Here is a 25,109-nt window from a genome sequence, read left to right on the forward strand (position 1 = left end):
ATGGGGTGAGGGGTGGGGCGCGGGACGTCTTTGACAGAACCCTGACGCGCCCCTGAAGGACCCTCCTGGCCTCAGTGCTCGACGATCTCGCCGTCGCTCAGCTCCAGGACCCGGTCGGCGAGGTCCAGGAGGGCCGCGTCGTGGGTGGCGACGAGCGCGGTGACCCGCTCACTGCGGACGACCGCCCGCAGCAGTTCCATCACCGCGATACCGGTCTCGGCGTCGAGCTGGCCGGTGGGCTCGTCGGCGATGAGGAGCGCGGGCTCGTTCGCGAGGGCGCGGGCGATGGCCACGCGCTGCTGCTGTCCGCCGGAGAGTTCGCCGGGCCGCTGCGCCGCGTGGTCGGCGAGCCCGACCAGGGAGAGCAGCAGCTCGACGCGCTCCTCGCGCTCGCGGGGCTCGGCCCGGCGCAGCCGCATCGGCACGCCCACGTTCTCGGCGGCCGTCAGGATCGGGATGAGACCGAAGGACTGGAAGACGAAGCCGATACGGTCCCGGCGCAGCTCCAGCAGCCCGTTCTCCCCGAGCCCGGAGAGGTCGAGCCCGTCGACGGTGATCCGCCCGTCGTCCGGCTCGTCGAGCCCGCCGACGAGGTTGAGCAGGGTGGTCTTGCCGGACCCCGACCGCCCCTTGAGGGCGACGAGTTCACCGCGCGGTATGTCGAACGAGACGCCGCGCAGGGCGTGTACGGCGGTTGCTCCGCTGCCGTACGAGCGGTGGACGTTCTCGACGCGCACCATCGTTTCGGTGACGACCTGGCTCATGACCCTCCCCCGTGGACCGGGCGCCAGTATCACCGTCCGGCGCCCGGTCGGGCAACGGTTCAGTTCGGGTTGTCGCCGTGCGTGAGCGTCTCCCAGGCGACGAAGAGGTTGTTGCTCCCCGACGGACGGTTCTGCTGCGTCAGCCGCTCGGTGTTGGTCATGACATGGCCGAGGCGGTTGCTCAGCGCGTTGTGGCCGACCTCCGTGATGGGCCCGAGCCCGAGGTGCAGCGACCCGCCGCACAGCCAGCTCGGGGGCGCCTCGCCCAGCTGGTACTTGGCCTGGAAACCGAGCGCGTGCCGCAGCCTCTCACCCACATCGGTGCCGTACAGGTCCTGGCCCTGGATGCGGCTGGTCTCGGCGACGTGCGAGATGGCGGAGATGCCGTATCCGGTGTGCGTGAGGTCGCGGCAGGTCTCCTGGGTGAGCCCGTTGACGAAGGTCGACTGCCCGTGCCAGTAGTTGATGATCTTCTGCGTGGTGTCGAGGTTCTGGCTCGGCACGGTTTTCGGCAGCGCGCCGTCGGAGGACAGGTACACGAACGCGGCCGTACGGGTGCGGAACTTCGCCATGGCCTTGTCGTACGAGGCCTTGTCCTCCAGGAAGACGGAGATGCCGACGGCGGCCTCCATCATCGACAGCTCCCAGTTGCCGTTGGAGTTCGAGCCGTTGATGATCTCGGGCAGGTACACGGTGCGCAGCATGGTCGCGAAGCGGCCCGAGTTCGCCCAGCCGCCGTCGTACGTGTACTTGATGATCTCGGCGGCCTTGGGCCAGGACGAGCCGGCCCAGCCGGTCTGCAGCGGGGCGTTGCTGTTGGTGTGGTCCCGGATCGTCGCGGACCAGGCGTCCATCAGCTCGATCGCCTTCCTCGCGTACCGCGCGTCCCGTGTGACGTACCAGGCGAGGGCCTGGGTGTACGCGGCGATCGCGTCCTCGCGCTCGTCGGTGCAGCCGTTGTTGGGGTTCGAGTACGAGCCGCACTCGACGACGGCCCGGGGCTTGGGGGTGCGCGTGAGCGAGCCGTACTTGCTCGCCAGCATCTGGTCGTACGCGCCCTTCCAGGGCTGTGCGCCGGCGTTGACCTGTTGCCGGGCGAAGTCCAGTTGGCCGCGGGAGACGGTGACTCCGGGGTGCGTGAAGGTGGCGGGAGCCGCCTCGGCGCGGTCGGCGGCGGGCCAGGCGAGCGCGCCCGCCACGAGGGCGGCGACGGTCGCGAGGAGCGCGAGGCGGGATCTGCGGCGATGACGTGGAGGTACCGGGGTGTTCAGCATTGTGGGGGACATCCGTTCTCGTATGTGAACACGGAATGCCTTTATGAACACAGGCGTTGGCGGTGACCATAGGTACGGACCAATTTCACGTCAAGAGAAAAGGCAGGGGAAAAGAAGCGGGGGAACCGCGACGGCCCGTGGGCTCCAGAAGTCGTCCGGAGCCCACGGGCCGCGCGCCGAGGTGCTGAAGTTCACTCAGTCCTTGACCGTGAAGCCGTGCTCCTTGCCGAGCCTCTTCAGCGTCGTCTGGCCCGGGATGCCGTTGGCGTCCGCACCGCTGAAGCCGTACCGGCGCTGGAGGCTTGCGTACGCCTCGACGGTCCTGCTGCCGAAGGAGCCGTCGGCCCACTGCGCGGGCAGCAACCCCTCGGCGACGAGGGCCTTTTCGACGACGAGGACGTCCGCCTTGTGGGTCTTGCCGCCCTGGGGCAGACCCGGGTCGCGGCGCGCGGCGGCGATGACGTTGCTGAGGTCGACGACCGGCTTCGACGGCTTGGACGGCGTGTCACCCGTCGCGGGCTTCCCGATCGGGGCCGCCTCGAAGAGCGCGGACTTGTCGATGTTGCCCGGGTCCCAGTGGTCGTTGCCCGGGATGTTGGCGTGGCCGTAGTGGCCGCCCTTGCTCATCCAGATCGTCCGGGGACGGTTGGTCGCGTCGGCGCCCGAGGTCGCGAGACGGCCTGCCGGGAAGGTGTCCGGGATCTTCCAGGAGCGGATCGCGGCCATCATGGCCCGGTAGTTGGGCCCCGGCTTCCAGGTGGCGGTGAACGGCTTGCCCGCCCGCCCGAGCACCTCGATCTGGATGCAGACCTTGCCGACGCGGTTGGTCCTCGTCGAACCGTCGTTGCGCAGCGCGCGGGCGCTCGCGTTCAGCGGCCCATACTGGCCGAGCCGGTCGGTCGTCGGGTCGTACAGCAGATGCGGCTCGGCGGAGACGCTGATCAGATACGCGGACACGGAACGGAAGGCGTCATCGCCGGCGCCGCTCTCCGTGGTGTGCCAGACGACGCGGCCGGGGATCGACGGATGGTCCATCGCGCCCCCGATGCTCCCGTCGCCCAGCCGCTGCGCCTTCTCGATCCAGTTCGTACCCATGCCGGGCTCCCGTGCTCTGTTGCGTAGGTCGGTAAGTCGTGGGTGGTACAGGCGAGTTGACGGTCCGGCGCCAGCTCCGCCCTGGGTGACGCAGCGTAGCCACCCACGGGTTCCGGTTCAGACGTTTCTTTGCTTTTCCAGCGCAACGAGTGACTCCTGCCCTTGACGGCGAAAAAGTGTGAGTGGTTGAGTACTCACATGCAGACGGAACGACGACGCCACCTGTCCACCGCCGAGGAGCGCCGCGAGACGGTGCTCCGCACCGCCATCGGCGCCTTCGCCTCTCGGGGCTACTTCGGCACGACGACCACGGAGGTGGCCAAGGCCGCCGGAATCTCCCAGGCGTACGTCTACCGGCTGTTCCCGAACAAGGAGTCCCTGTTCGCCGCGGTCGTCGAGCACTGCTTCGTCCGGGTGCGCGAGAGCCTGGAAGGGGGCGCGGCCGAGGCGAAGGGCAGTTCACCGGAGGCGGTGCTCTCGTCGATGGGCGACGCCTACGCCCGCCTGATCAGCGACAACGACCTGCTGCTCGTCCAGCTGCACGCCCAGGCCGCCGCGGTCTCCGTCCCCGCCATCCGGGACGCAGTGCGAGCGGGATACGCCCGCACGGTGGAGTACGTGCGCGGCGCCTCCGGGGGCGACGACCGGCAGGTCCAGGAGTTCTTCGCCGTCGGCATGCTCTGCCATCTCGTGGTGTCGATGGAGGCGCAGGAAGTGGACGCCCCATGGACGCGCACGCTCACGGCGGGCATCCGGCACTACTGACGAGCCCGCCGGCGGCGGGGCGAGGGTCGCTGAGGGGTCACCTTTCACGCCTCGACAGCACCGCCTCTTTTTGAACCCAATCTTTTTTGGACCCAAGAGTGAGTGGTCAACCACACATACTTCATACGCACTCCTGGCGCCCAAGAACTCACAGGAACTCACAGGAACCCGCGAGAAGGGGAACCCGATGTCCAGCACGCGAAAGGGAGCAAGGGCGGTCCGCCCCGGCGCCGCCCTCGCGGTCCTCGCCGCCGCCCAGTTCGCTGTCGCGCTCAGTACGTCCGTCGTCAACGTCGCCCTGCCCGCGGTCCGCGACGGCGTCGGGCTGTCGGACACCGGCATGTCCTGGGTCGTGAACTCCTACGGCCTCGCCTTCGGAGCGCTGCTTCTGCTGGGCGGCCGGACCGCCGACCTCGTGGGCCGGCGCCGCGTCCTCCTCGGCGGCCTCGCGCTGTTCACCGCGGCCTCGGTCGCCGCGGGCCTCGCCACCGGCCCGTGGACACTGATCACCGCCCGCACCGCACAGGGCGTCGGAGCCGCCGCCGTGGCACCCGCCGCACTCTCCCTTGTCATGCGGCTCTTCCCGCCGGGGCCCGGACGTGCCAGGGCACTTGGCGTCTGGGGCGCGGTGTCCGGCGCGGGCGGAGCCGCCGGAGTCCTGCTCGGCGGGGTGCTCACCGAGGGTCTGGGCTGGCCGTGGGTCTTCCACGTGTCCGGACTCGGCGCGGCCGTCGTGCTCGTCGGCACCCTGGCACTGGTCCCCGCCTCACCGCCCGACGACGGCGCTCCCCGGCGGCTCGACCTCGTCGGCACGCTCACCGTCACGGCCGGACTGGTCGCACTGGTGTACGGGCTCACATCGGCCGGACGCTCCGGCTGGACCGATCCCTGGGTGCTCGGCGCCCTGGGCACGGCGGCCCTGCTGCTCGCGCTGTTCCTCCTGGTCGAGCGGCGCCACCCCGCCCCGCTGCTGCCGCCGCGCCTGTGGACGGAGGGGCTGGTCGCGCCCGCCAACCTCGTCATGACGCTGCTCGGCGCCGTCTGGGTCGGCCTGTTCTTCTTCCTCCCCCTCTATCAGCAACAGGTCCTCGGCGCCGGACCGTTGGAGACGGGGCTGTCCCAACTCCCCCTGGCGGCGGCGAACATGCTCGGTTCCTGGTTCGCCCCGCGGCTCGCCCGCCGGCTCGGCCCGCACGTCACGCTCGCCGCGGGTCTGCTCACCCAGGCCGCCGGACTGCTGTGGCTGTCCCGGATCACGGCGGACGGCAGCTACCCGACCGATCTGCTCGGCCCGATCCTCGTGATCGGCCTCGGCCTCGGCACCGCGTTCGTCCAGCTCACCGGGGCCGCCGTGACCGGCGTACGGCCCGCCGACTCGGGGCTGGCCAGCGGCCTGGTCAACACCACCCGGCAGATCGGCGGAGCCGTGGGCCTGGCCGTCCTCGGCACACTCGCCGCCTCCCGCACGGCCGCCGCCGCGCACCACCACTCCCCCGCGGCCGCCCTCACCGAGGGCTACCGGCTCGCCTTCCTCGTCTCGGCGGCCGTACTCGCCGTCGGCGCCGCACTGACTCCCCTCCTGTCCCGCCGCCTCGCGGCACAGCCCCGCGCCGAGCAGGCCCCGACCCCCGCTCCCATCCGCTGAACGCCCGTCCGACACCCACAGAAGGAGATCCCGCCATGACTGCCGACAACACCAAGAACGCCGAAAACGCCAAGTCCGCCAAGAACACACCCGGCCACTGCGTCGACGAGGACGCCCCCGTCGTCGTACGCCTCTCGACCACCGTCGACGCCCCGCTCGCGACCGTTTGGGCCCTGCACACGGACATCGGTTCCTGGGCCGACTGGAACCCGGACATCGAGAGCGTCGACTTCGGCGGCCCGCTCGCCCCGGGCTCCTCCTTCCGGTGGCTCACCCACGGCCTGGACATCACGTCCACGATCCGCGAGGTCGTGCCCGGCGAGCGGATCGTCTGGGGCGGTCCGGCGCACGGCATCGAGGGCGTCCATGTCTGGACCTTCGAGGAGAACGGCGAGGAGACCGGCGAGGGAACCGTGACGGTCCGCACCGAGGAGTCCTGGGCCGGAGCTCCGGTCGAGGAACGCCCCGAGGAGATGCGGGAGGCGCTGCGCCAGTCCCTGGAGAGCTGGCTGGACCGCCTGCGCTCCGAGGCCGAGCGCCGCCGCTGACGCCGTACGGCGAGCGAGGTGTCCGCGTACGCCGGAGCCACCCGCCCCCCGCTCCACGAGCGAGAACCCACCGGACAAGAACCCACCGGAGAACCCGCCAGAAAGGTCACCGTCATGAGCGTCGACAAGCCCTACCTGACCGGCCACTACACCCCCGTCACCGACGAGATCACCGCCACCACGCTCCCCGTCGAGGGGACGCTGCCGCCCGAGCTGACCGGCCGGCTCATCCGCAACAGCCACAACCCGAAGCCCGGCATCACCCCCACCCACTGGTTCAAGGGCAGCGGCATGGTGCACGGCGTACGGCTGCGCGAGGGGCGCGCGGAGTGGTACCGCAACCGCTGGGTGCACACCCCGGCGCTCGAAGGCGTGCCCTACATGACCGAGCGGGGCCCCGACCTGACGGCCAGCACCGCGGGCACCCATGTCATCGAGCACGCCGGACGCCTCCTCGCGCTGTGCGAGGCGAACCTCCCCTTCGAGCTGACCGCCGACCTGGAGACCGTGGGCGCGTACGACTTCGGCGGCAGGTTGACCTCGGCGATGACCGCGCACCCCAAGGAGGACCCGGTCACCGGCGAGCTGCACTTCTTCGCCTCGTCCCCGTTCCCGCCCTACCTGATCCACCACGTGGCCTCCCGCGACGGTCAGGTCCTCGACAGCCAGGAGGTCCCGGACGCGAGCGCCGCGCTCAAGCACGACTTCGCCATCACCGAGCACCACGTCGTGTTCCTGGAGGGCTCGGTCACCTTCGACCCCGCCGAGAACTCCGGCATCCCGTACGGCTGGAGCGACGCCCAGCGGTCCCGTATCGGGGTCATGCCGCGCGGCGCGGGAGGCGCGGCCCGCATCCGCTGGTTCGAGATCGACCAGGGATACGGGATGCACTTCGCCAACGCCTACGAGGACGCGTACGGCCGGATCGTCGTCGAGGGCCCGACGGTGGGCCGCACCGGCTGGCGGCGCTCCTGGAACTGGTGGGTCGGCGCCCCGGAGCGCGGCGCGGAGCCCAACTCCGGTTCCAGGACGAAACGCTGGACGGTCGATCTCGCGGCGGGCCGCGTGAAGGAGGAGCAGATCGACGACCTCACCGTCGAGTTCCCCACCATCAACGACGCCTTCACCGGCCGCGAACACCGCTACCAGTACGCGCTGTCGTTCCCCGACGACCTGGGCATCGGCAACCACACGCTGGTCAAGTACGACCGCCGGGACGGCACCCGCCAGTTGCTGCCGTTCGGCAACGGCCAGCTGCCCAGCGAGGCCGTGTTCGTCCCCGCGGCCGACGCCTCAGGCTCCTCCGGCTCCTCTGGCTCCTCCGAAGAGGACGCCGGGTATCTGCTCACCGTCGTCGGCGACCTGAACGCCGACGCGTCCCGGCTGCTCGTCCTGGACGCCTCGGACCTGTCCCTGCCGCCGGTCGCGACGGTCAGGCTGCCGCGCCGCGTACCGGCGATGATCCACGGCTCATGGATCCCGGACGCCGCCTGACGGGAGACCCCGGGAAAAGGCGAAACGGCGTTGGGCCGCGCTCCCCCAAGGGGAGTGCGGCCCAACGCCGTACTTCCTTCTACGCGGCTACCGGACCTCGGTGATCTCCGGTCCGCGCTGCAGCTGACCCATGCCGCCGGAGAAGCGGGAACCGGCCTGCTCCTCCTGCTGGACGCCCTCGGCGACCATCTGCGCGTCGTCCGGCAGCTTCAGGACGATCGGGTCGCGCGGGGCCATCGGACCCTCGCCACGGACCACCACGGTGTCCCGGAAGATCGACTCCAGTACGCCGCCGGTCTGCGGCTGCACGGCGCCCTGGCCGGAGATCACTCCGCGCAGGAACCAGCGGGGCCCGTCCACACCGATGAACCGGACGACCTGGAAGCCGCCCGTCCCGTCCGGCAGCTGCACCGGTACCTGTGCGCGCAGCTCCCAGCCCAGCGGGCCCTCGACCTCGTCGATGACACCGCCCTGCTGGGTGATGCCGGTGGCGATCTCCTCGCGGACCTCGCCCCAGATGCCCTCGCGCTTGGGGGCGGCGAAGGCCTGCAGCTGGACGGCGCTGTCCTTGAGCACCACGGTCGCCGCGACGATGGCGTCGCCCGCGACCTCCACCCGGAGCTCCATGCCGTCGACCCCGGGCACGAAGAGACCGCCCAGGTCGACCCGGCCCTCGGCCGGATCCCGGACCTCTGTGCTGTCCCAGGGGCCGTCGGGGCGCGGCTCGGGCTCGAGCCTCACGCGCTCGCGCTCCGCGTCGTCCGCCTCAGTGTCGACACTGTCGACGACCTGCTCGGCCTCGCCCGCCGCGTCCTCGGCGGCACTGCCCTTCTTGCGACGTCCGAACACGTCACTGTCCTTCCCGGTCGGATACGACCGAAGCGTATCGATTCCCACCCGTTGTGCCGCCCACGCCGGCATGCCCGCCGGTGGACCCGAAGCCCCCTGCGGCCCGCGCCGAGTCGGGAAGCTCCGCCACCTCCTGGAAGCGCACCTTCTCGACCTGCTGGACGACCAGTTGGGCAATCCGGTCGAAGCGCTCGAACCGCACGGACTCGCGCGGGTCGAGATTCACCACGATCACCTTGATCTCCCCACGGTACCCGGCATCAACCGTCCCCGGGGCATTCACCAGAGCGACACCGCAGCGGGCGGCCAGCCCGGAACGCGGGTGCACGAAGGCCGCGTACCCCTCAGGGAGCGCGATGCACACTCCCGTGGGCAGCACGGCCCGCTCGCCGGGTTCCAGTACGCGGCTCTCCGTCGTCCGCAGGTCCGCGCCGGCGTCACCGGGGTGCGCGTATTCCGGAAGCGGTACGTCCGGATCGACGCGCTTGATCAGCACGCCCACGGGCGTCCGGGTCGGGGTCACGGGTTCACCTCGAAGGCACGGGCACGACGGACCTGGTCGGGGTCGTCCATGGCCGCTCGGATCTCCTCCGGGCGGCCGTTGTCGATGAAGTGCTCCACCTTCACCTCCAGGAAGAGCGCGTCCGCGCGCACGGCGACGGGCCCGTCCGGGCCGCCGGTCCGTCCGGTGGCGGACGAGTAGATCTTGCGTCCCGCCACCGCCGTCACCTCGGCCTCCAGGTACAGCACGGTGCCGACGGGCACGGGCCTTACGAAGTCGGTCTCCAGCCGTCCGGTCACGGCGATGGTGCGCAGCAGCCAGTTCAGCGAGCCGAGGGTCTCGTCGAGGGCGCTCGCGAGGACTCCGCCGTGCGCGAGGCCGGGAGCGCCCTGGTGGGCCGGCTTCACGGTGAACTCGGCGGTGATCCTCACCCCCTCGCCCGCGCGGGCCTCCAGGTGCAGTCCGTGCGGCTGCTCTCCGCCGCAGCCGAAACACTCGCCGTAGTGCGCGCCGAGCAGTTCACCGGGCGCGGGCGCGTCGGGATGCCTCACCGGCGCCACGGCGTCGGCCGGGGGCCGCAGAGCTGAAGATGTACCACTCACAGGCGCAGACCTTACCTCCGCGTCAGCGCCGCGCACGCACCGTGGCAGGCTAGGCCGTATGCAGCTTTCCGCCTCGCCGTACGAAGAACGTCTGACAGCGCCCCGTTCCTGGTGGTTCATCAGCCTGCTGGTGGGTCTCTCGATGGCCCTGATCCTGCTGCCGTTCGGCACGCTTCCCCTGCTGGGGGGCCTGGTCGGCGGCACGGCGGTCGCGGCGGTGGCGGCCAGTTCGTACGGCTCCGTGCGGATCCGGGTGGTGGCAGGGTCCCTGATCGCGGGCGACGCGAAGATCCCGGTCTCGGCCCTTGGCGAGGCCCATGTCCTCGACCCGGAGGAGACGCGCGCCTGGCGCACGTTCAAGGCCGACACACGCGCCTTCATGCTCCTGCGCTCCTACATCCCGACGGCGCTCCGCGTGGAGGTCACCGACCCGGCCGACCCGACGCCGTACCTGTATCTGTCGACCCGCGAGCCCGAGCGCCTGGCCGCGGCACTGGAAGCGGCACGCACGACGACGGCGTAGCCCGGCTCCCCGCTCCCGGCCGGGTTTGGGCCGTGCTCGCACGCGTGTCCCGTACGGAAACTTTCCCTTCCGCGGGTCAGAACTTTGCCTGCCAGGGCCGGGGGAAGGGGTCAGCGCCCCAGCTCCTTGGGGATCTCCCCGACGCGCAGCGGATCGGCGGGCTTCTCCAGGGGCGGCAGCGCCGGCAGCGCGTCCCACGGCACCTGTGCCTTGCGGAGGTCCTTGCGGATGCGCTCCGCGAGCTTTCTCGTGTCACGGCGGTTCATGACCGCCCCGACGGCGGCGCCGACCATGAACGGCATCAGGTTCGGCAGATTTCTGACCATGCGCTTCATGATCTGCTGGCGCAGCTCGCGCTTCAGCTGGCCTCCGAGGGCCACGTTGAGCGTCGACGGTTTGGTCACGTCGATTCCGCGCTCCTCCGACCACGAAGTCAGATACGTGGTGGAGCGCTCTCTCAGGCTGCCCGGCGGCCGCAGGCCGTAGACCTCGTACAACTCCGCGATCAGCTTCATCTCGATCGCGGCCACGCCGGTGATCTCGGCGGCCAGTTCCGTGGGCATCGCCGGAGGCACGGGCATCATCGCGGCCGCGCCGATTCCCGCGCCCACCGTGGAGGTCGCGTTGCACGCGCCCGCCACAAGCTTGTCCGCGAGCTGCTCGGGGCCGAGGCCCGGGAACTGCCTGCGGAGGGTCGCGAGGTCCCGTACGGGGATTCGCGGGGCGTTCTCGATGATGCGGTCGGTGAGGTACGCCAGGCCCGCCCTGGCGCGGCTGCCGCCCTTACGGACACCTTCCTTGACCCCGTGGCCGACCGCGGCGGCCCGGCGTTTGGCGACAGGCGCCTTTGGAACCGGCACCTCCAGGGCACCGGAGGCGCCTGTCGCGTCCACTGCTTCGAGCGAGGCCGGGTGGCCCCGCTCGTCGTCACGCATGCCGTCCGAGGACGGACCGGCCGCTCCCTGGTCACGAAAGCGGCGCTTCCAGGGCGGGGTCGAGCCTGTCACGGCCGACCCTGCCTCAGTCGCAGTCGCGGCAGATCGGCTGGCCGTTCTTCTCGCGGGCCAGCTGGCTGCGGTGGTGGACCAGGAAGCAGCTCATGCAGGTGAACTCGTCCTGCTGCTTCGGCAGGACCCGGACGGCCAACTCCTCGTTCGAGAGGTCCGCTCCGGGCAGTTCCAGGCCTTCTGCTGCCTCGAACTCGTCCACGTCGACCGCCGAAGTCGACTTGTCGTTCCGGCGAGCCTTCAGTTCTTCAAGGCTGTCCGAATCGACGTCGTCGTCGGTCTTGCGTGGGGTGTCGTAATCCGTTGCCATGTCGCTCTCCCCCTCTGGGTGTCTGCGGTGTCTCCAGCGCACGTAACGCGTGAGAGGCCGGACTTGTGCCCGACCCGAGGCGGAGATTTTGCCTCACATCAAGGTCTGTTACTCAATCGACACCCAATCGGACCCCTCAAGAGTGATCGGCTTGGATGGCGAACGGGACCGTACACGGTCCGAATGCCGCACTTCAAAGGCGTCTCACCGTGTACTTCCCGTGATCTCGACCCCCGAAAACCCGGATGTTCCCGGCTTTACGACGGCCTTCTTGATCACGGAGAGTAGATGGCCGGAAATTCGCCCTTGTGATCGATCACACACGAGGCAGCCCTCTGGATGCCCAGAAAATTCCGCGCAAAGCGAACATCCTCGCGTGTCGGCGACATGGTCTCAGACAGGCAGGGTTACTCGCATCACCAGCCCACCCCCCTCACGCGGTTCCGCGGCGATATGACCGCCGTGGGCACGGGCCACCGACCTGGCGATCGACAGGCCGAGACCCACGCCTTTGTCACTGCCCGTCCGCTCCGTGCGCAGTCGCCGGAAAGGCTCGAAAAGATTGTCGATCTCGTAGGCGGGCACCACGGGTCCCGTATTGGAGACCACGAGAACCGCCTGACCGTGCTGAACCTCCGTGGTCACCTCGACCCAGCCCTCCTCCGCCACGTTGTACCGCACGGCGTTCTGGACGAGGTTCAGGGCGATCCGCTCCAGGAGGACGCCGCTGCCCTGGACGACCGCGGCATCGCGCTTCCCGCGGATCGCCACGCCCTTCGCCTCCGCCTCGCCACGGGCCTGGTCGATGGCCTGCGAGGCGACCTCGGCGAGGTCGACCGGTTTGCGTTCGACGATCTGGTTGTCGCTGCGGGCCAGCAGCAGCAGGCCCTCGACAAGCTGCTCGCTGCGCTCGTTCGTGGCGAGCAGCGTCTTGCCGAGCTGCTGCAGCTCCACGGGCGCTCCCGGATCGGACAGGTGCACCTCCAGGAGCGTGCGGTTGATCGCCAGCGGCGTACGCAGCTCGTGCGAGGCGTTCCCGACGAACCGCTGCTGGGCCGTGAAGGCTCTCTGCAGCCGCTCCAGCATGTCGTCGAAGGTGTCCGCCAGCTCCTTGAACTCGTCGTCGGGACCGTCCAGCTCGATCCGCCGTGACAGGTCCGAGCCCGCCACCGCGCGCGCGGTGCGCGTGATCCGGCCGAGCGGCGACAGCACCCGGCCGGCCATCGCGTAGCCGAAGGCGAACGCGATGACGGCGAGGCCCAGGAGGGCGAGGAGCGAGCGGCTGAGGAGGTTGTCCAGGGCGTGCTGGCGCTGTTCGTTGACGCACGCGTTCATCGCGTTGTTGAGCTCGGTCGCCGACGGCTCGGACGGGAAGTTGCAGGTGGGGCTGGTCACGCCGCCGGAGACGATCCTGAAGGGCAGATCGCTGCCCACGTTCAGGGCCTGGGCGGCGAGCAGGTAGATGATCGACAGCAGGAGGATGCCCGCGATCAGGAACATCCCGCCGTACAGCAGCGTGAGCCGTATCCGGATGGTCGGACGCAGCCACGGGAACGGGGGTTCCGGCTTCCGCGGGTCCCAGGTGGGCTTCGGAGGCGCCGTCGGGGGCGCGGGCGTCGTGGCCACCACGGATCAGATCCGGTAGCCGGAACCGGGCACCGTGACGATGACCGGGGGCTCACCGAGCTTGCGGCGCAGGGTCATCACCGTGACGCGCACGACGTTGGTGAACGGGTCCGTGTTCTCGTCCCAGGCCTTCTCCAGGAGCTGCTCGGCGGAGACGACGGCGCCCTCGCTACGCAGCAGCACCTCCAGGACGGCGAACTCCTTGGGCGCGAGCTGGACCTCCTTGCCGTCGCGGAAGACCTCGCGGCGGTTGGGGTCGAGCTTGATCCCGGCGCGCTCCAGGACGGGCGGCAGCGGCATGCTCGTACGCCGGCCGAGGGCACGCACGCGTGCCGTCAGTTCGCTGAACGCGAAGGGCTTGGGGAGGTAGTCGTCGGCGCCGATCTCCAGGCCCTCGACCCGGTCGCTGACGTCTCCGGAGGCCGTGAGCATCAGCACGCGTGTGGGCATGCCGAGCTCGACGATCTTGCGGCAGACGTCGTCGCCGTGCACGAGGGGGAGGTCACGGTCGAGGACGACCACGTCATAGTCGTTGACGCCGATGCGCTCCAGGGCGGCCGCGCCGTCGTACACGACGTCGACGGCCATGGCCTCCCGGCGCAGTCCGGTGGCCACCGCATCGGCGAGCAGTTGCTCGTCCTCGACGACGAGTACGCGCACGTCGCTTGTCCTTCCTCTGTCCACCCGCGTAGCGCCTCTTCGGCGCATGCGGGCAGGGTCTGTCGCGGGTTGAGTCTCCATCCTGCCCTTTTCGGCCATAAGTCGGCTGTAAGGCGGGTGCGGAGGCCGGGGAATGCGAGATTTTCTCGCGCTGTTGAGGTTTCCGTGGAAGGGAGCGGGGGGAGGACGGCTTTACACCCCGCGATCACGCTCTGCTTGTGCCGCACCACCATGCGGTACGTCACGGTCCGCTTCCGCAGGGCGGGCGTGGGTGTCCGGCACCGTCGCCGCCCAGTGCGGGCAGCGCTGGGCACCCTGGAGACGTGATCGCCCCTTCCGAACGGCACACCCCCGTGCCACCGACCCACGACCCAGGACGAGGGGGCGCAGCATGGACGCATTCACCGCAGGACTTCTGCAGCGCATAAGGGCGACCGAGTCCGACCTGACGATGGCTCGCGAGACCGGCGACGACTTCCTCGCGGAGGTCGAGCAGGCAGAGCTCGACGATCTGCACCGCCTTGCCGCCGAGCACGGCGTGGAGGTCGGCGCGTCACGCGTCTGATCAGCTCGCACCAGAGCGGGGCCCCGGCATCGATCCAGTGCCGGGGCACCCGTTTTTTTACGGCTCGGTTCACCGCCGGGCGTCCACGCGCGCTCAGTCGTGCCAGGCGCCCAGTTCGTCCAGGCGGGCCTGGAGCGGTTCGAAGAGGCCGGGTGGGGCCGCGATGGTCAGGTCCGTGGAGAGGGGCTCTCCGGGGCGTCCGCCGGTCAGGGCGCCCGCCTCGCGGGCGATCAGGTCGCCGGCGGCGTAGTCCCAGGGGTTCAGGCCCCGCTCGTAGTACGCGTCCAGGCGGCCCGTCGCCACATCGCACAGGTCGATCGCCGCGGAGCCGCCGCGGCGGATGTCCCGGACCTGGGGGATCAGGTGTCCGACCACCTCGGCCTGCCGGGCCCGGCGCTCGGCGACGTAACCGAAGCCGGTGCCGACGAGGGCCAGCCCGAAGGCGGGGGCGGGCCGCACGCGCGCGGGGCGGTCGTTCACGTAGGCGCCCTGCCCCAGGACGGCCCGGTAGGTCTCGGCGCGCATCGGGGCGTGCACCACTCCGACGACGGTCTCGCCGTCCTTGAGGGCCGCGATGGAGACGGACCAACTGGGCAGTCCGTACAGGTAGTTGACCGTGCCGTCGATCGGGTCGATGACCCACTGGACGCCGCTGCTGCCCTCGACGCTGGCGCCCTCCTCGCCGAGCACGCCGTCGTCCGGCCTGCGGTCGGCCAGCAGACCGGTGATCAGCTTCTCGGACGCGATGTCCATCTCGGTGACGACGTCGACGGCACTGGACTTGGTGGCGGCCACGCCGAGGTCGTCCGGGCGGCCGTCACGCAGGAAGGCGCCCGCGCGGTGGGCCGCGTCGAGCGCGATCTCCAGCAGCTCGGCCTTCAGATCGTCGTTCGCTGTGGCGGTCACGGTGCTCCTCATGCGTACGGGCTGTCGGCGCCCGCGGCTGCGGGCTTGGGGGCGCGGGCCGGGCAGCAGCCCACGGGGCACAGGTTGTGGCTCGGGCCCAGGGCGCCGAGCGCGCAGGGCGTCACGGCCCGGCCGTTCTCCGCGGCGGCCCGCTCCAGGACGAGCTCGCGGATCGCGGCGGCGAACCGGGGGTCGGCGCCCACGGTGGCCGAGCGGCGGACCGGCAGTCCCAGCTCCTCGGCCTTGGCCGTGGCCTCCGTGTCGAGGTCGTACAGGACCTCCATGTGGTCCGAGACGAACCCGATGGGAGCCATGACGACGGCCGGGACGCCGGAGCCGTGCAGCTCCTCCAGGTGGTCGCAGATGTCCGGCTCCAGCCACGGGATGTGCGGGGCGCCCGAACGCGACTGGTAGACGAGCCGCCAGGAGTGGTCGATCCCGGTCCGCTCACGCACGGTGTCGGCGACGAGCCGGGCGACGTCCAGGTGCTGCTTCACGTACGCCCCGCCGTCGCCGTGGTCCTCGGCCGGGCCCGAGGTGTCCGCCGAGGCGTTCGGGATCGAGTGGGTCGTGAAGGCGATGTGCGCGCCCGCGCGGACGTCCTCGGGGAGGTCCGCGAGGGACTTCAGGAGGCCCTCGATCATGGGCTCCAGGAAGCCGGGGTGGTTGAAGTAGTGCCGCAGCTTGTCCACGCGCGGCAGCTCCAGGCCCTCGCCCTCCAGGGTGGCCAGGGCCCCGGCGAGGTCCTCGCGGTACTGTCTGCAGCCCGAGTACGAGGCGTACGCGCTCGTGGCGAGCACCAGCACCCTGCGGCGGCCGTCGGCGACCATCTCACGCAGGGTGTCGGTGAGGTACGGCCCCCAGTTCCGGTTGCCCCAGTACACCGGCAGGTCGAGCCCGTGCTCCGCGAAGTCCTTGCGGAGGGCGTCCAGCAGGGCGCGGTTCTGGTCGTTGATGGGACTGACCCCGCCGAACAGGAAGTAGTGCTGCCCCACTTCCTTGAGGCGTTCCTTGGGGATGCCCCGTCCACGTGTCACGTTCTCCAGGAACGGGACCACGTCGTCGGGGCCTTCGGGGCCGCCGAACGAGAGCAGGAGCAGGGCGTCGTAGGGGGTGGCATCGAGCGCGTCTCGCATGTCTCGATCCTGCCACCCGGCTCCGACAGCCGGACAACGGCGGGGTGCCGGACAGCGGGCGGACGGAGTGATGGCCGACATCCGCGTATGGGTTAGGGTCACCTGACTCGTAAGCTGTATCAGCCGCATTCGCGCCTTACCGGACCCGCTCCCGGAGACCCTCGTGCCCAGCCCCTACCGCGCCCTGTTCGCCGCCCCAGGCTCCAAGGGCTTCACCACCGCGGGCCTCCTCGGCCGGATGCCGCTGTCGATGATGGGCATCGGCGTGGTCACGATGATCTCGCAGCTCACCGGGCGGTACGGGCTCGCGGGCGCGCTCTCGGCGACCATGGCGCTGTCCGCGGCGGTGTTCGGCCCGCAGATATCCCGCCTGGTGGACCGGCACGGTCAGCGGCGGGTGCTGCGCCCCGCCACTCTGTTCGCGCTCGCCTCGGCCGCCGGACTGCTGCTGACCGCGCACTTCGACTGGCCGGACTGGGTGCTGTTCCTCTGCTCGGCCGGCATCGGCTGCGTACCGAGCGTCGGCGCGATGACCCGGGCGCGCTGGGCGTACCTGTACCGGGGCAAGCCCCAGCTGCACACCGCGTACGCCTTCGAGTCCGTCGTCGACGAGATCTGCTTCATCTTCGGGCCGATCATCTCCATCGGTCTGTCCACCGTCTGGTTCCCGGAGGCGGGGCCGCTGCTCGCGGCCTGCTTCCTGGCGGCCGGCGTCTTCTGGCTGACCTCCCAGCGCGCCACCGAGCCCCCGCCGCATCCGCGCGAGCACCACACGGGCGGCTCGGCCCTGCGCTCGGCCGGACTGCAGGTCCTGGTGGCCACCTTCGTGGCCACGGGGGCGATCTTCGGGGCGGTCGACGTGGTCACCGTCGCCTTCGCCGACGAACAGGGCCACAAGGGGGCCGCGAGCGTCGTCCTGGCCGTGTACGCGGCGGGCTCCTGTCTGGCGGGTGCCGTGTTCGGGCTGCTGCGCCTCGGCGGAGCGCCCGCCCGCAGGTGGGTGCTGGGCGTATGCACCATGGCCGTGAGTATGATCCCCCTCCTACTGGTCGGAAACTTGCCGTTCCTGGCCGTGGCGCTGTTCGTTGCGGGCCTGTCCATCGCGCCGACGATGATCACGACGATGGCCCTCGTCGAACTGCACGTACCTCGCGCGAAACTGACCGAAGGCATGACGTGGGTGAGCACGGGGCTCGCGGTCGGGGTCGCGCTCGGCTCCTCCCTGTCCGGCTGGGTGATCGACACGGCCGGGGCGCGGGCCGGGTACGGGGTTCCGGTCGCCGCCGGAGCCGTCGCGGTCGCGGTGGGTTTCCTGGGGTATCGCCGGCTCAGCAGGCCGGTTCCGCAGCGGGAGGGGACCCATGAGCAGCACAGTGAGCGGGAAGAGCGGCACCTGGCGTAACTGGGCGGGGAACGTCACCGCCCGGCCGGCCCGGGAGGTCACTCCGGCTTCCGTCGAGGAACTCTCCGCCGCCGTGCGCCAGGCTGCGGAGGACGGGCTCAGGGTGAAGGCCGTCGGCACCGGTCACTCCTTCACGGCGGCCGCCGCCACCGACGGTGTGTTGATCCGCCCTCAACTGTTGACCGGGATCCGCAGGATCGACCGTGAGGCAGGCACCGTCACTGTTGAGGCGGGCACCCCGCTCAAGCGTCTCAACCTGGCTCTCGCGCGCGAGGGGCTGTCGCTCACGAACATGGGCGACATCATGGAGCAGACGGTTTCGGGGGCGGTGAGCACCGGGACCCACGGCACGGGCCGTGACTCCGCCTCGATAGCCGCCCAGATCACGGGCCTTGAGCTGGTGACGGCCGACGGCTCGGTCCTCAGCTGCTCGGAGAAGGAGAACCCCGAGGTCTTCGCTGCGGCCCGTGTCGGCATCGGCGCCCTGGGGGTCATCACCGCGATCACCTTCTCCGTAGAGCCCACGTTTCTCCTCACGGCCCGTGAGGAGCCGATGAGCTTCGACGAGGTGACGGGGTCCTTCGACGAACTGTTCGCGGAGAACGAGCACTTCGAGTTCTACTGGTTCCCGCACACCGGCAACTGCAACACCAAGCGCAACAACCGCAGCGCGGGCCCTGAGAGACCGGTCGGCACCGTGCGCGGCCTCTTCGAGGACGAGTTCCTCTCCAACGGCGTCTTCCAGGTGGCCAATTACGTGGGCCGGGCCGTGCCCGCCACGATCCCCTCGATCGCCAGGATCTCCAGCCGCGCGCTGTCCGCGCGCACCTACACCGACATTCCCTACAAGGTCTTCACTTCCCCGCGCCGGGTCCGCTTCACGGAGATGGAGTTCGCCGTTCCGCGCGCGGCCCTCGTCGAGACGCTGCGCGAACTGAAGGCCATGGTCGACCGTTCGCCCCTGCGCATCAGCTTCCCGGTGGAGGTGCGTACGGCGCCCGCGGACGACATCACGCTCTCCACGGCGTCCGGCCGGGACACCGCGTACATCGCCGTCCACATGTTCCGGGGCACGCCGTACCAGGCGTACTTCAGCGCCGCCGAGCGGATCTTCACCGCGCACGAGGGGCGGCCGCACTGGGGCAAGGTGCACACGCGCGACGCGGAGTACTTCGCCGATGTCTACCCGCGCTTCGGCGAGTTCACCGAACTGCGGAACCGGCTCGACCCCGAACGGCGGTTCGCGAACGACTACTTGCGCCGGGTGCTGGGCGAGTAGACGCGGACGTTTGCACGAGTGCTTCGAGACGCCCGCGCGAGAAGAGGACGTACAGGCGAAACCATTCGTTCCGTTTGCGGTGATTCCGTGAAGCGCGCCACGCGCCATGGTCACCGGAACGTCGCCCCGGGTGGCCAACTCCCGCCCCCGGACAGAAGTTCGGCGGCGTGCCGATCCACGCAAGTGGCCCGAATGGAGTACTGTTGCGAGCCCTGGGTCCGGACACTCGCCAGGGCGTCCGGGGCCTTCCAGGACCGCCGGGAGGGGGCTCGTTGCACAGGGTGATGGAGTTCGTCACTTAGCGTTGCGAATAGGTAACCGTGCCATAACGGCGATCCCGGGCCACCGCCCGACACGCCGGGCAACTCGGCAAGGTTGTGGCAGGCTGCACCCGGGCAGGCCACACTCGACTAGCGGAAGCAGCGACGCACGTGACGTCGGCAGGCACCACCCGGGAGGTCCCCATGCCCGAACTGCGTGTCGTGGCCGTCTCTAACGACGGCACACGGCTGGTGCTGAAGGCTGCGGACAGCACGGAGTACACGCTTCCGATTGACGAGCGTCTGCGCGCCGCCGTACGCGGCGACCGTCCCCGCCTCGGCCAGATCGAGATCGAGGTGGAGAGTCATCTCCGCCCCCGAGACATCCAGGCACGTATACGTGCGGGAGCGTCCGCCGAAGAGGTCGCCCAGCTCGCCGGTATCCCCGTCGACCGGGTCCGTCGCTTCGAGGGACCCGTACTCGCCGAGCGTGCCTTCATGGCGGAGCGTGCCCGGAAGACCCCTGTCCGCCGCCCAGGCGAAACCACCGGTCCCCAGCTCGGCGAGGCGGTGCAGGAGCGGCTCCTGCTGCGCGGCGCCGACAAGGAGACCGTCCAGTGGGACTCCTGGCGCCGTGACGACGGCACCTGGGAAGTCCTGCTGGTCTACCGGGTGGCGGGCGAACCGCACTCGGCGAGCTGGACGTACGACCCGCCCCGGCGGCTCGTCCAGGCCGTGGACGACGAGGCGCGCTCGCTGATCGGCGAGTCCGACGACCTCGCCGCGGCCGAGCCCAGCTTCCCGTTCGTGCCGCGCATCGCCCGGCTGCCGCGCGACCGTCCGATGGACCGTGCCCTGGACCGGCAGACGGAGCGGCCGAGCCTGCCCTCGCCGTCACCCGAGCCGGACCTGGAGGAGACCGCGAGCGAGCGCGACTCGCTCACCAGTCTCCTGGAGGCGGTGCCCAGCTTCCGCGGCGACATGGTGGTGCCCGAGCGCCCTTCGACCGCTCCCGCTCCCGCTGCCTCGACCACCTCCACCACGGAGCGTCCCGAGGTGGAGGAACCGCTCGACGCGGAGCCCGAGGCGGAGGAGCCCCCGGCTCCCGCGGCCTCGGCCGGTTCCGCGTACGCGGACGTGCTCATGCCGCGCTCGGTGGCCAGTCACCGTGACCGTCTGATCGGTGCGACCGACCGGCAGGCCGAGGCGGACGGGGTCCGTCCCGGACGCAGAGCGGCCGTACCGAGCTGGGACGAGATCGTCTTCGGGACACGCAGGAAGAAGCAGGACTAGGACATGCCGGAAAGGGCTCGCACCACCTCGGTGCGAGCCCTTTCCGCTGCCGTGCGCCGTTCGTCGCGGACCCGTACGGCCACAGCCACGATGGAACTACTGCGGGTCCGGGCCCGTGGCCACCGGGCGGTTCTCGTCCTGGGACCACTCCGACCAGGAACCCACGTACAGCGCGGCCGGGATTCCCGCGACCGTGAGCGCGAGGACCTCGTGCGCGCCGGAGACGCCCGAGCCGCAGTAGACGCCGACCTCGGAAGTGCCGGTCACGCCAAGCGACTTGAAGTGGTCGGCGAGGTCCGCGGCGGGGCGGAAGTGGCCGGATTCGGCCACGTTCTCCGTGGTGGGGGCGGAGACCGCCCCGGGGATGTGCCCGCCGACGCGGTCGATGGGCTCGACGTCGCCCCGGTAGCGTTCGGCGGCCCGGGCGTCCAGGAGCAGACCGGTGCGGGCCAGCGCCGCGGCGCCGTCGGCATCGAGGAGGGACAGCGCTCCGGGGGCCGGTACGAAGCTGCCGGCGGAGGGCGACGGGCTGCCGGACTCGACCGGGCCGCTCCAGGCGGCGAGGCCGCCGTCAAGCACACGCACCGACGGATGACCCGTCCAGCGCAGCAGCCACCAGGCGCGCGCGGCGGCCCAGCCGAGCCCTCCGTCGTACACGACCACATCCCGGTTCTCGGACACTCCGGCCGCCCGCACGGCCGCTCCGAAGACCTCCATGTCGGGCAGCGGATGGCGGCCAGCCGCTCCTGCGGGGGCGGCGAGTTCGGAGTCCAGGTCCACGTAGACGGCCCCCGGAATGTGCGCCTCCTCGTAGGCGGAGCGCAGGTTCGGGCCGCCCAGCTGCCAGCGGATGTCCAGGACGACCGGCGGATTCGGACCCGCCAGGTCGCTCGCGAGTTCGGGTGCGGAGATGATGGCGTTCATGGCCACCATCCTCGCGCACGGGGTGGCCGCATCGTCCAGCTCCGGCTACTCTGCTCGGCCGGGCCGCCCCGACCACTCGGCGTGCGGGCCCGGCCACACGCTGTATGTCTGATGGACATCATCAGGCAATGGCGGGGAAACGGATGGGAACCAGCAATTCGGGCATCCTCCCGCCATGGGCCACTCGGCCGGTGCGCGCCGTGCCCCTGGTGGTGCGAACATCGGCACCGGGCGCGGAAAGCGCACGGCGGCGGAACACGCGGTTCGGTAGTGGAAGTGAAGCGGCCCCACGAGGCGCCGAGGAGAGGGTGACGATGACCGAGGCACGGGGGTCGGCCGGCCTGAACGGCACTGCGCACACGCCCGGCACACCCTGCTGGGTGAGCCTGATGGTGCACGGAATGGCCGCGACCCAGGAGTTCTACGGGGATCTGTTCGGCTGGGAGTTCCAGCCGGGCCCGCAGCACCTCGGCTCGTACGTGCGGGCACAGCTCGACGGCCAGGAGGTGGCGGGTATCGGCCAGCTCCCGCCCGACCGTCATCTGCCCATCGCCTGGACGCCCTACTTCGCCTCGGACGACGTCGATCTGACGGCGGAGACGGTCCGGCACTGCGGCGGCACGGTCGGTGTCGGCCCGCTCGACGCGGAGGACGCCGGGCGGCTGGCGATCGCCTCGGACCCGGCGGGGGCCGTGTTCGGTGTCTGGCAGGCCGCGGCCCACCTCGGCACGGGCATCACCGGCGTCCCGGGCACCCCCACCTGGAACGAGCTGATCACCCGCGACTCCTCCGGCGTCGCCAAGTTCTACGAGACGGTCTTCGGTTTCGAGGAGGAGCCCGTCGTCTCCGCCGACTTCGACTACATCACCCTGCACATCAAGGGGCGTCCGGTGGCGGGCATCCACGGCGTCGGCAACTCCCTGCCCCGTGACCGGGGACCCCATTGGATGACGTACTTCGAGGTCGCGGACGTGGACGCGTCGCTCGCCCATCTGCTCGACCTGGGCGGCCATGTCCTCAAGCCGGCCCGTGACACCCCGCACGGCCGGATCGCCACGGTGGCGGACCCGGAGGGGGCGGTGTTCTCGGTGGTGCGGACGACTTCCTGAGGAGAGCCCCGGCGCCCGTTGCAGGGCCTCCCCTTACGGGCAGGCAGGTCCCCCTGCAAGCAGGTCCCTCACAGGGGCAAGTCCCTCAGGTCCGGGACACCGCGTCCACCGGCAGCACGTCCGGGGACAGCACGCCCGCGCGGGCGCTGGCCGCGGTCGTCCGCCGGCGGTGATGCCGACGGCACAGGACCTCGTAGCCGATGTCCTCCGACTGGTCGACGTCTCCGACGACGACCTGGGCGCCCTCGACGACCATGTGGCCGCCTATGGTGCGGGCGTTGTGGGTGGCGCGGGCGCCGCACCAGCAGAGGGCCTCGACCTGGAGGACCTCGACCCGGTCGGCGAGTTCCACGAGGCGCTGGGAGCCGGGGAAGAGCTTGGAGCGGAAGTCCGTCGTGATGCCGAAGGCGAAGACGTCGATGCCCAGGTCGTCGACCACACGGGCGAGTTGGTCGATCTGCTCGGGGGCGAGGAACTGTGCCTCGTCCGCGATGACGTAGTCCGCGCGACCGCCCCGCGAGAGATGGTCGACGACGTACGCGTACACGTCCTGGTCGTCCTCGACCTCCACCGCGTCCGTGACCAGGCCGAGGCGGGAGGACAGCTTGCCCTCGCCGGCGCGGTCGTCGCGGGTGAAGATCATGCCCTGCAGGCCGCGGGCCGAGCGGTTGTGCTCGATCTGGAGAGCCAGTGTCGACTTCCCGCAGTCCATGGTTCCGGAGAAGAACACCAGCTCGGGCATGGGGAGTTGAGCACCTTTCGGCATGAGGGGTTCGCTGGGCGGGCGGGGAGGGTCAGGAACGGACTTCCAGGAGCGGGATGTGCTGCTCGACCGGTGTCATCGAGCCGTGGTTGCCGACCATCGCCGACTCCTTCGGCTCCCGCTCGGACGCGATGATCAGCACGTCGTCGCGGGCGGCCGCGACCACGTCGCCGATGCGCGCGTAGACCCGCTCGTCGATGTGCGGGCCGAACCAGCCCGCCGCGATCGCCTCGTCCCGCGAGGCCACCCAGAACTGCTCGCCGAGCACCTCGCGCCAGCAGGTCAGGACGTCCGACTCGGCGCCCGGGACCGCGTAGACGTGCCGGGCGCGGCCCTCACCGCCGAGGAGGGCGACTCCGGCGCGCAGCTCCCAGTCCTCGTCGAAGTCGATGCGGTGCTGCTCGTCGAAGGGGATGTCGATCATCCCGTGGTCCGCCGTGACGTACAGGGCGGTGCGCGGGGGCAGTTGCTCGGCCAGGCGCTGGACCAGCCGGTCCACGTACATGAGTTGTCCGCGCCAGGGGTCCGAGTCGACGCCGAAGCGGTGGCCCTTGCCGTCGACCTCCGCGTAGTACGTGTAGACCAGCGAGCGGTCACCTGCGGCCAGTTGCTCGGCCGCGAGGTCCATGCGGTCCTCGCCGGTCAGCCGCCCGTGGAAGGTGCCGCCGCTGAGGGCGACCTTGGTCAGCGGGGTGTTCTGGAAGTGCGGTGACGACACCTGGGCGGTGTGCACGCCCGCCGCGTCGGCCAGCTGGAACAGGGTGGGGTACGGCTGCCACTTGCCCGGCTGCGTCCACGGCTGCCAGCGGAGCTGGTTCATCAGCTCGCCGGTCTCCGGGTTGCGCGCGGTGTAGCCGGGCAGGCCGTGTGCGCCCGGCGGCAGGCCCGTACCGACCGAGGCCAGGGAGGTCGCGGTGGTCGCGGGGTAGCCCGCCGTGATCGGGCGGCCGGTGCCGCCGCGCGAGCTGCCCAGGAGGGAGGTCATGAACGGGGCCTCGTCCGGATGCGCCTTCAGCTGTTCCCAGCCGAGGCCGTCGATCAGGAAGACGCAGTTCCGGTCGGCCGGGCGCAGTTCCGTGAGCGAGGCGGTGACGTCCGGGACGTCCATGCCCGCGGCCAGTGTGGGCAGCAGGTCGGCGAGCGAACCGGCCCCGTACTCGGGCACGGGGGCGGAGTCGAGGGAGAGTGGTTCCGGGTGGTCCCAGACTTGCTGGGACATCAGCGGGTGACGTCCGCGGTCGCCTCGGAGAGCGACTGCGCGAAGGCGAGCGTCTGCCGCACGGCGTCCGGGCCGTCTCCGGCCTCGCTGACGCGCAGGCTCAGGTCGTCGGCCGTCGAACTGCCCGTGTACCCGTGGTCCGCCTCGCAGTTGGGGTCGCCGCAGGCGGCGGGCTCCAGGTCGATACGGGCGACCGCGCCCCAGCCGATGGTGAGGACGACCTCGCGCGGCAGCGTCCCCGGAACGTACTTCTCCGGATTGGCGACGACCCGGCTGAGAACCACCGACGAGATCCGGCCAAGCTTCACGGACTCGGTCGACGTGGTCGCGTACGGCGTCGGGGACGTGCTGTCCGCCGCCTGTTCGTCGGTGTGGCTCACGATGAAACGGTTTCCCGTGAGGACGAGCACCGTCACGTGCCGACGCACCTCGTTGGCGTCGAACGTCGTCTCCTGATGGACCAGATACGACCGGATGGGCTCGCCGCCCACAGCGGCCTCCACAGCCTCGGCCACGAGGGCCGGGTAGTAGCCGCTGCGCTCGATCGCCGCTCGCAGCCCCTGGGTCGTCGTACTGGTCTTGGCCATGA

The 25,109-nt window shown here is 70.7% G+C and carries 26 protein-coding genes; 10 read left to right on the forward strand and 16 right to left on the reverse strand.

Annotated elements, in window-relative coordinates:
* Window positions 1-71 precede the first annotated feature (71 nt).
* From JEQ17_RS13130 to JEQ17_RS13140, 3 genes are all read right to left on the reverse strand, one after another.
* On the reverse strand, window positions 72-764 hold the full coding sequence (locus tag JEQ17_RS13130; RefSeq protein WP_055615456.1) for an ABC transporter ATP-binding protein: 693 nt from the start codon (window positions 762-764) through the stop codon (window positions 72-74).
* Window positions 765-823: 59 nt separating this feature from the next.
* Entirely contained in the window at window positions 824-2,050 is a 1,227-nt protein-coding gene (locus JEQ17_RS13135; protein WP_200395437.1) for an alginate lyase family protein, read from the reverse strand.
* A 183-nt stretch (window positions 2,051-2,233) separates the two neighbouring features.
* A complete protein-coding gene (locus tag JEQ17_RS13140) occupies window positions 2,234-3,133 on the reverse strand; it encodes a peptidoglycan-binding domain-containing protein (protein WP_200395438.1) in 900 nt (299 codons plus the stop codon).
* Window positions 3,134-3,331: 198 nt separating this feature from the next.
* Here JEQ17_RS13140 and JEQ17_RS13145 point away from each other — a divergent pair, with 198 nt between their 5' ends.
* From JEQ17_RS13145 to JEQ17_RS13160, 4 genes are all read left to right on the forward strand, one after another.
* Window positions 3,332-3,898, forward strand: coding sequence for a TetR/AcrR family transcriptional regulator (locus JEQ17_RS13145; protein WP_143638208.1), 567 nt, complete (start codon window positions 3,332-3,334; stop codon window positions 3,896-3,898).
* A gap of 187 nt (window positions 3,899-4,085) precedes the next feature.
* Complete coding sequence (locus JEQ17_RS13150; protein WP_200395439.1) at window positions 4,086-5,543, forward strand: MFS transporter; 1,458 nt, start codon at window positions 4,086-4,088, stop codon at window positions 5,541-5,543.
* 35 nt (window positions 5,544-5,578) lie between these two features.
* Window positions 5,579-6,091 carry an SRPBCC family protein gene (locus JEQ17_RS13155; protein ID WP_200395440.1) on the forward strand — a complete coding sequence of 171 codons (513 nt, stop codon included), beginning with the start codon at window positions 5,579-5,581 and terminating at the stop codon, window positions 6,089-6,091.
* Window positions 6,092-6,205: 114 nt separating this feature from the next.
* A complete protein-coding gene (locus JEQ17_RS13160) occupies window positions 6,206-7,585 on the forward strand; it encodes a carotenoid oxygenase family protein (protein ID WP_200395441.1) in 1,380 nt (459 codons plus the stop codon).
* 87 nt (window positions 7,586-7,672) lie between these two features.
* On the opposite strand, the gene JEQ17_RS13165 is transcribed toward JEQ17_RS13160, so the two are convergent.
* The 3 genes from JEQ17_RS13165 to JEQ17_RS13175 are packed head-to-tail and all read right to left on the reverse strand — an operon-like array spanning window position 7,673 to window position 9,538.
* Window positions 7,673-8,434, reverse strand: coding sequence for a DUF3710 domain-containing protein (locus tag JEQ17_RS13165; RefSeq protein WP_200395442.1), 762 nt, complete (start codon window positions 8,432-8,434; stop codon window positions 7,673-7,675).
* Window position 8,435: 1 nt separating this feature from the next.
* Window positions 8,436-8,957: a dUTP diphosphatase gene (gene dut / locus JEQ17_RS13170; protein ID WP_200395443.1), complete on the reverse strand. Its 522-nt coding sequence runs from the start codon at window positions 8,955-8,957 to the stop codon at window positions 8,436-8,438.
* Window positions 8,954-9,538: a PaaI family thioesterase gene (locus tag JEQ17_RS13175; RefSeq protein WP_200395444.1), complete on the reverse strand. Its 585-nt coding sequence runs from the start codon at window positions 9,536-9,538 to the stop codon at window positions 8,954-8,956. Before JEQ17_RS13175 ends, dut begins: the two co-directional genes overlap by 4 nt.
* A 58-nt stretch (window positions 9,539-9,596) precedes the next feature.
* Here JEQ17_RS13175 and JEQ17_RS13180 point away from each other — a divergent pair, with 58 nt between their 5' ends.
* Window positions 9,597-10,061 carry a DUF3093 domain-containing protein gene (locus JEQ17_RS13180; RefSeq protein ID WP_200395445.1) on the forward strand — a complete coding sequence of 155 codons (465 nt, stop codon included), beginning with the start codon at window positions 9,597-9,599 and terminating at the stop codon, window positions 10,059-10,061.
* A gap of 110 nt (window positions 10,062-10,171) precedes the next feature.
* On the opposite strand, the gene JEQ17_RS13185 is transcribed toward JEQ17_RS13180, so the two are convergent.
* The 4 genes from JEQ17_RS13185 to JEQ17_RS13200 form a co-directional block, all read right to left on the reverse strand.
* The gene (locus tag JEQ17_RS13185) at window positions 10,172-11,068 is read right to left on the reverse strand and encodes a hypothetical protein (RefSeq protein ID WP_200395446.1); all 897 of its coding nucleotides are present in this window, start codon (window positions 11,066-11,068) and stop codon (window positions 10,172-10,174) included.
* Between the two features lie 13 nt (window positions 11,069-11,081).
* The gene (locus tag JEQ17_RS13190; protein WP_005481602.1) at window positions 11,082-11,378 is read right to left on the reverse strand and encodes a DUF4193 domain-containing protein; all 297 of its coding nucleotides are present in this window, start codon (window positions 11,376-11,378) and stop codon (window positions 11,082-11,084) included.
* 393 nt (window positions 11,379-11,771) lie between these two features.
* A complete protein-coding gene (locus JEQ17_RS13195; RefSeq protein ID WP_200401472.1) occupies window positions 11,772-13,004 on the reverse strand; it encodes a sensor histidine kinase in 1,233 nt (410 codons plus the stop codon).
* A 6-nt stretch (window positions 13,005-13,010) separates the two neighbouring features.
* The gene (locus JEQ17_RS13200; RefSeq protein WP_055615445.1) at window positions 13,011-13,664 is read right to left on the reverse strand and encodes a response regulator transcription factor; all 654 of its coding nucleotides are present in this window, start codon (window positions 13,662-13,664) and stop codon (window positions 13,011-13,013) included.
* A gap of 391 nt (window positions 13,665-14,055) precedes the next feature.
* On the opposite strand from JEQ17_RS13200, the gene JEQ17_RS13205 reads away from it, so the two are divergent.
* Window positions 14,056-14,229: a hypothetical protein gene (locus JEQ17_RS13205; protein WP_189841132.1), complete on the forward strand. Its 174-nt coding sequence runs from the start codon at window positions 14,056-14,058 to the stop codon at window positions 14,227-14,229.
* Between the two features lie 93 nt (window positions 14,230-14,322).
* Here the strand turns inward: JEQ17_RS13205 and JEQ17_RS13210 are convergent, their stop codons facing one another.
* Entirely contained in the window at window positions 14,323-15,147 is an 825-nt protein-coding gene (locus JEQ17_RS13210; protein ID WP_200395447.1) for an inositol monophosphatase family protein, read from the reverse strand.
* A complete protein-coding gene (locus JEQ17_RS13215) occupies window positions 15,144-16,271 on the reverse strand; it encodes a ferrochelatase (protein WP_200395448.1) in 1,128 nt (375 codons plus the stop codon). The genes JEQ17_RS13210 and JEQ17_RS13215 overlap by 4 nt, the downstream gene beginning before the upstream one ends.
* Window positions 16,272-16,434: 163 nt before the next feature.
* Here JEQ17_RS13215 and JEQ17_RS13220 point away from each other — a divergent pair, with 163 nt between their 5' ends.
* The 3 genes from JEQ17_RS13220 to sepH all read left to right on the forward strand — a co-directional run bounded on the left by JEQ17_RS13220 (window position 16,435) and on the right by sepH (window position 20,505).
* Window positions 16,435-17,673, forward strand: a complete 1,239-nt coding sequence (locus JEQ17_RS13220) for an MFS transporter (protein WP_200395449.1) — start codon at window positions 16,435-16,437, stop codon at window positions 17,671-17,673.
* Window positions 17,633-18,952, forward strand: a complete 1,320-nt coding sequence (locus JEQ17_RS13225) for a D-arabinono-1,4-lactone oxidase (protein ID WP_200395450.1) — start codon at window positions 17,633-17,635, stop codon at window positions 18,950-18,952. The genes JEQ17_RS13220 and JEQ17_RS13225 overlap by 41 nt, the downstream gene beginning before the upstream one ends.
* Before the next feature lie 464 nt (window positions 18,953-19,416).
* Window positions 19,417-20,505 (forward strand): septation protein SepH, encoded by a 1,089-nt coding sequence (gene sepH / locus JEQ17_RS13230; RefSeq protein ID WP_200395451.1) that lies wholly within the window; start codon window positions 19,417-19,419, stop codon window positions 20,503-20,505.
* Between the two features lie 96 nt (window positions 20,506-20,601).
* On the opposite strand, the gene JEQ17_RS13235 is transcribed toward sepH, so the two are convergent.
* Window positions 20,602-21,429 (reverse strand): sulfurtransferase, encoded by an 828-nt coding sequence (locus JEQ17_RS13235; protein WP_200395452.1) that lies wholly within the window; start codon window positions 21,427-21,429, stop codon window positions 20,602-20,604.
* 314 nt (window positions 21,430-21,743) lie between these two features.
* Here JEQ17_RS13235 and JEQ17_RS13240 point away from each other — a divergent pair, with 314 nt between their 5' ends.
* The gene (locus tag JEQ17_RS13240; protein ID WP_200395453.1) at window positions 21,744-22,538 is read left to right on the forward strand and encodes a VOC family protein; all 795 of its coding nucleotides are present in this window, start codon (window positions 21,744-21,746) and stop codon (window positions 22,536-22,538) included.
* A gap of 85 nt (window positions 22,539-22,623) precedes the next feature.
* On the opposite strand, the gene JEQ17_RS13245 is transcribed toward JEQ17_RS13240, so the two are convergent.
* Genes JEQ17_RS13245 through JEQ17_RS13255 form a run of 3 tightly spaced genes read right to left on the reverse strand, consistent with a single transcriptional unit; the run spans window position 22,624 to window position 25,107 of the window.
* On the reverse strand, window positions 22,624-23,280 hold the full coding sequence (locus JEQ17_RS13245; protein WP_200395454.1) for a thymidine kinase: 657 nt from the start codon (window positions 23,278-23,280) through the stop codon (window positions 22,624-22,626).
* A gap of 52 nt (window positions 23,281-23,332) precedes the next feature.
* Window positions 23,333-24,520, reverse strand: coding sequence for an alkaline phosphatase family protein (locus JEQ17_RS13250; protein WP_200395455.1), 1,188 nt, complete (start codon window positions 24,518-24,520; stop codon window positions 23,333-23,335).
* Window positions 24,520-25,107: a DUF5998 family protein gene (locus tag JEQ17_RS13255; RefSeq protein WP_143638176.1), complete on the reverse strand. Its 588-nt coding sequence runs from the start codon at window positions 25,105-25,107 to the stop codon at window positions 24,520-24,522. The genes JEQ17_RS13250 and JEQ17_RS13255 overlap by 1 nt, the downstream gene beginning before the upstream one ends.
* Window positions 25,108-25,109 lie beyond the last annotated feature (2 nt).

The organism is Streptomyces liliifuscus (assembly GCF_016598615.1).
Taxonomy (GTDB): Bacteria; Actinomycetota; Actinomycetes; order Streptomycetales; family Streptomycetaceae; genus Streptomyces; species Streptomyces liliifuscus.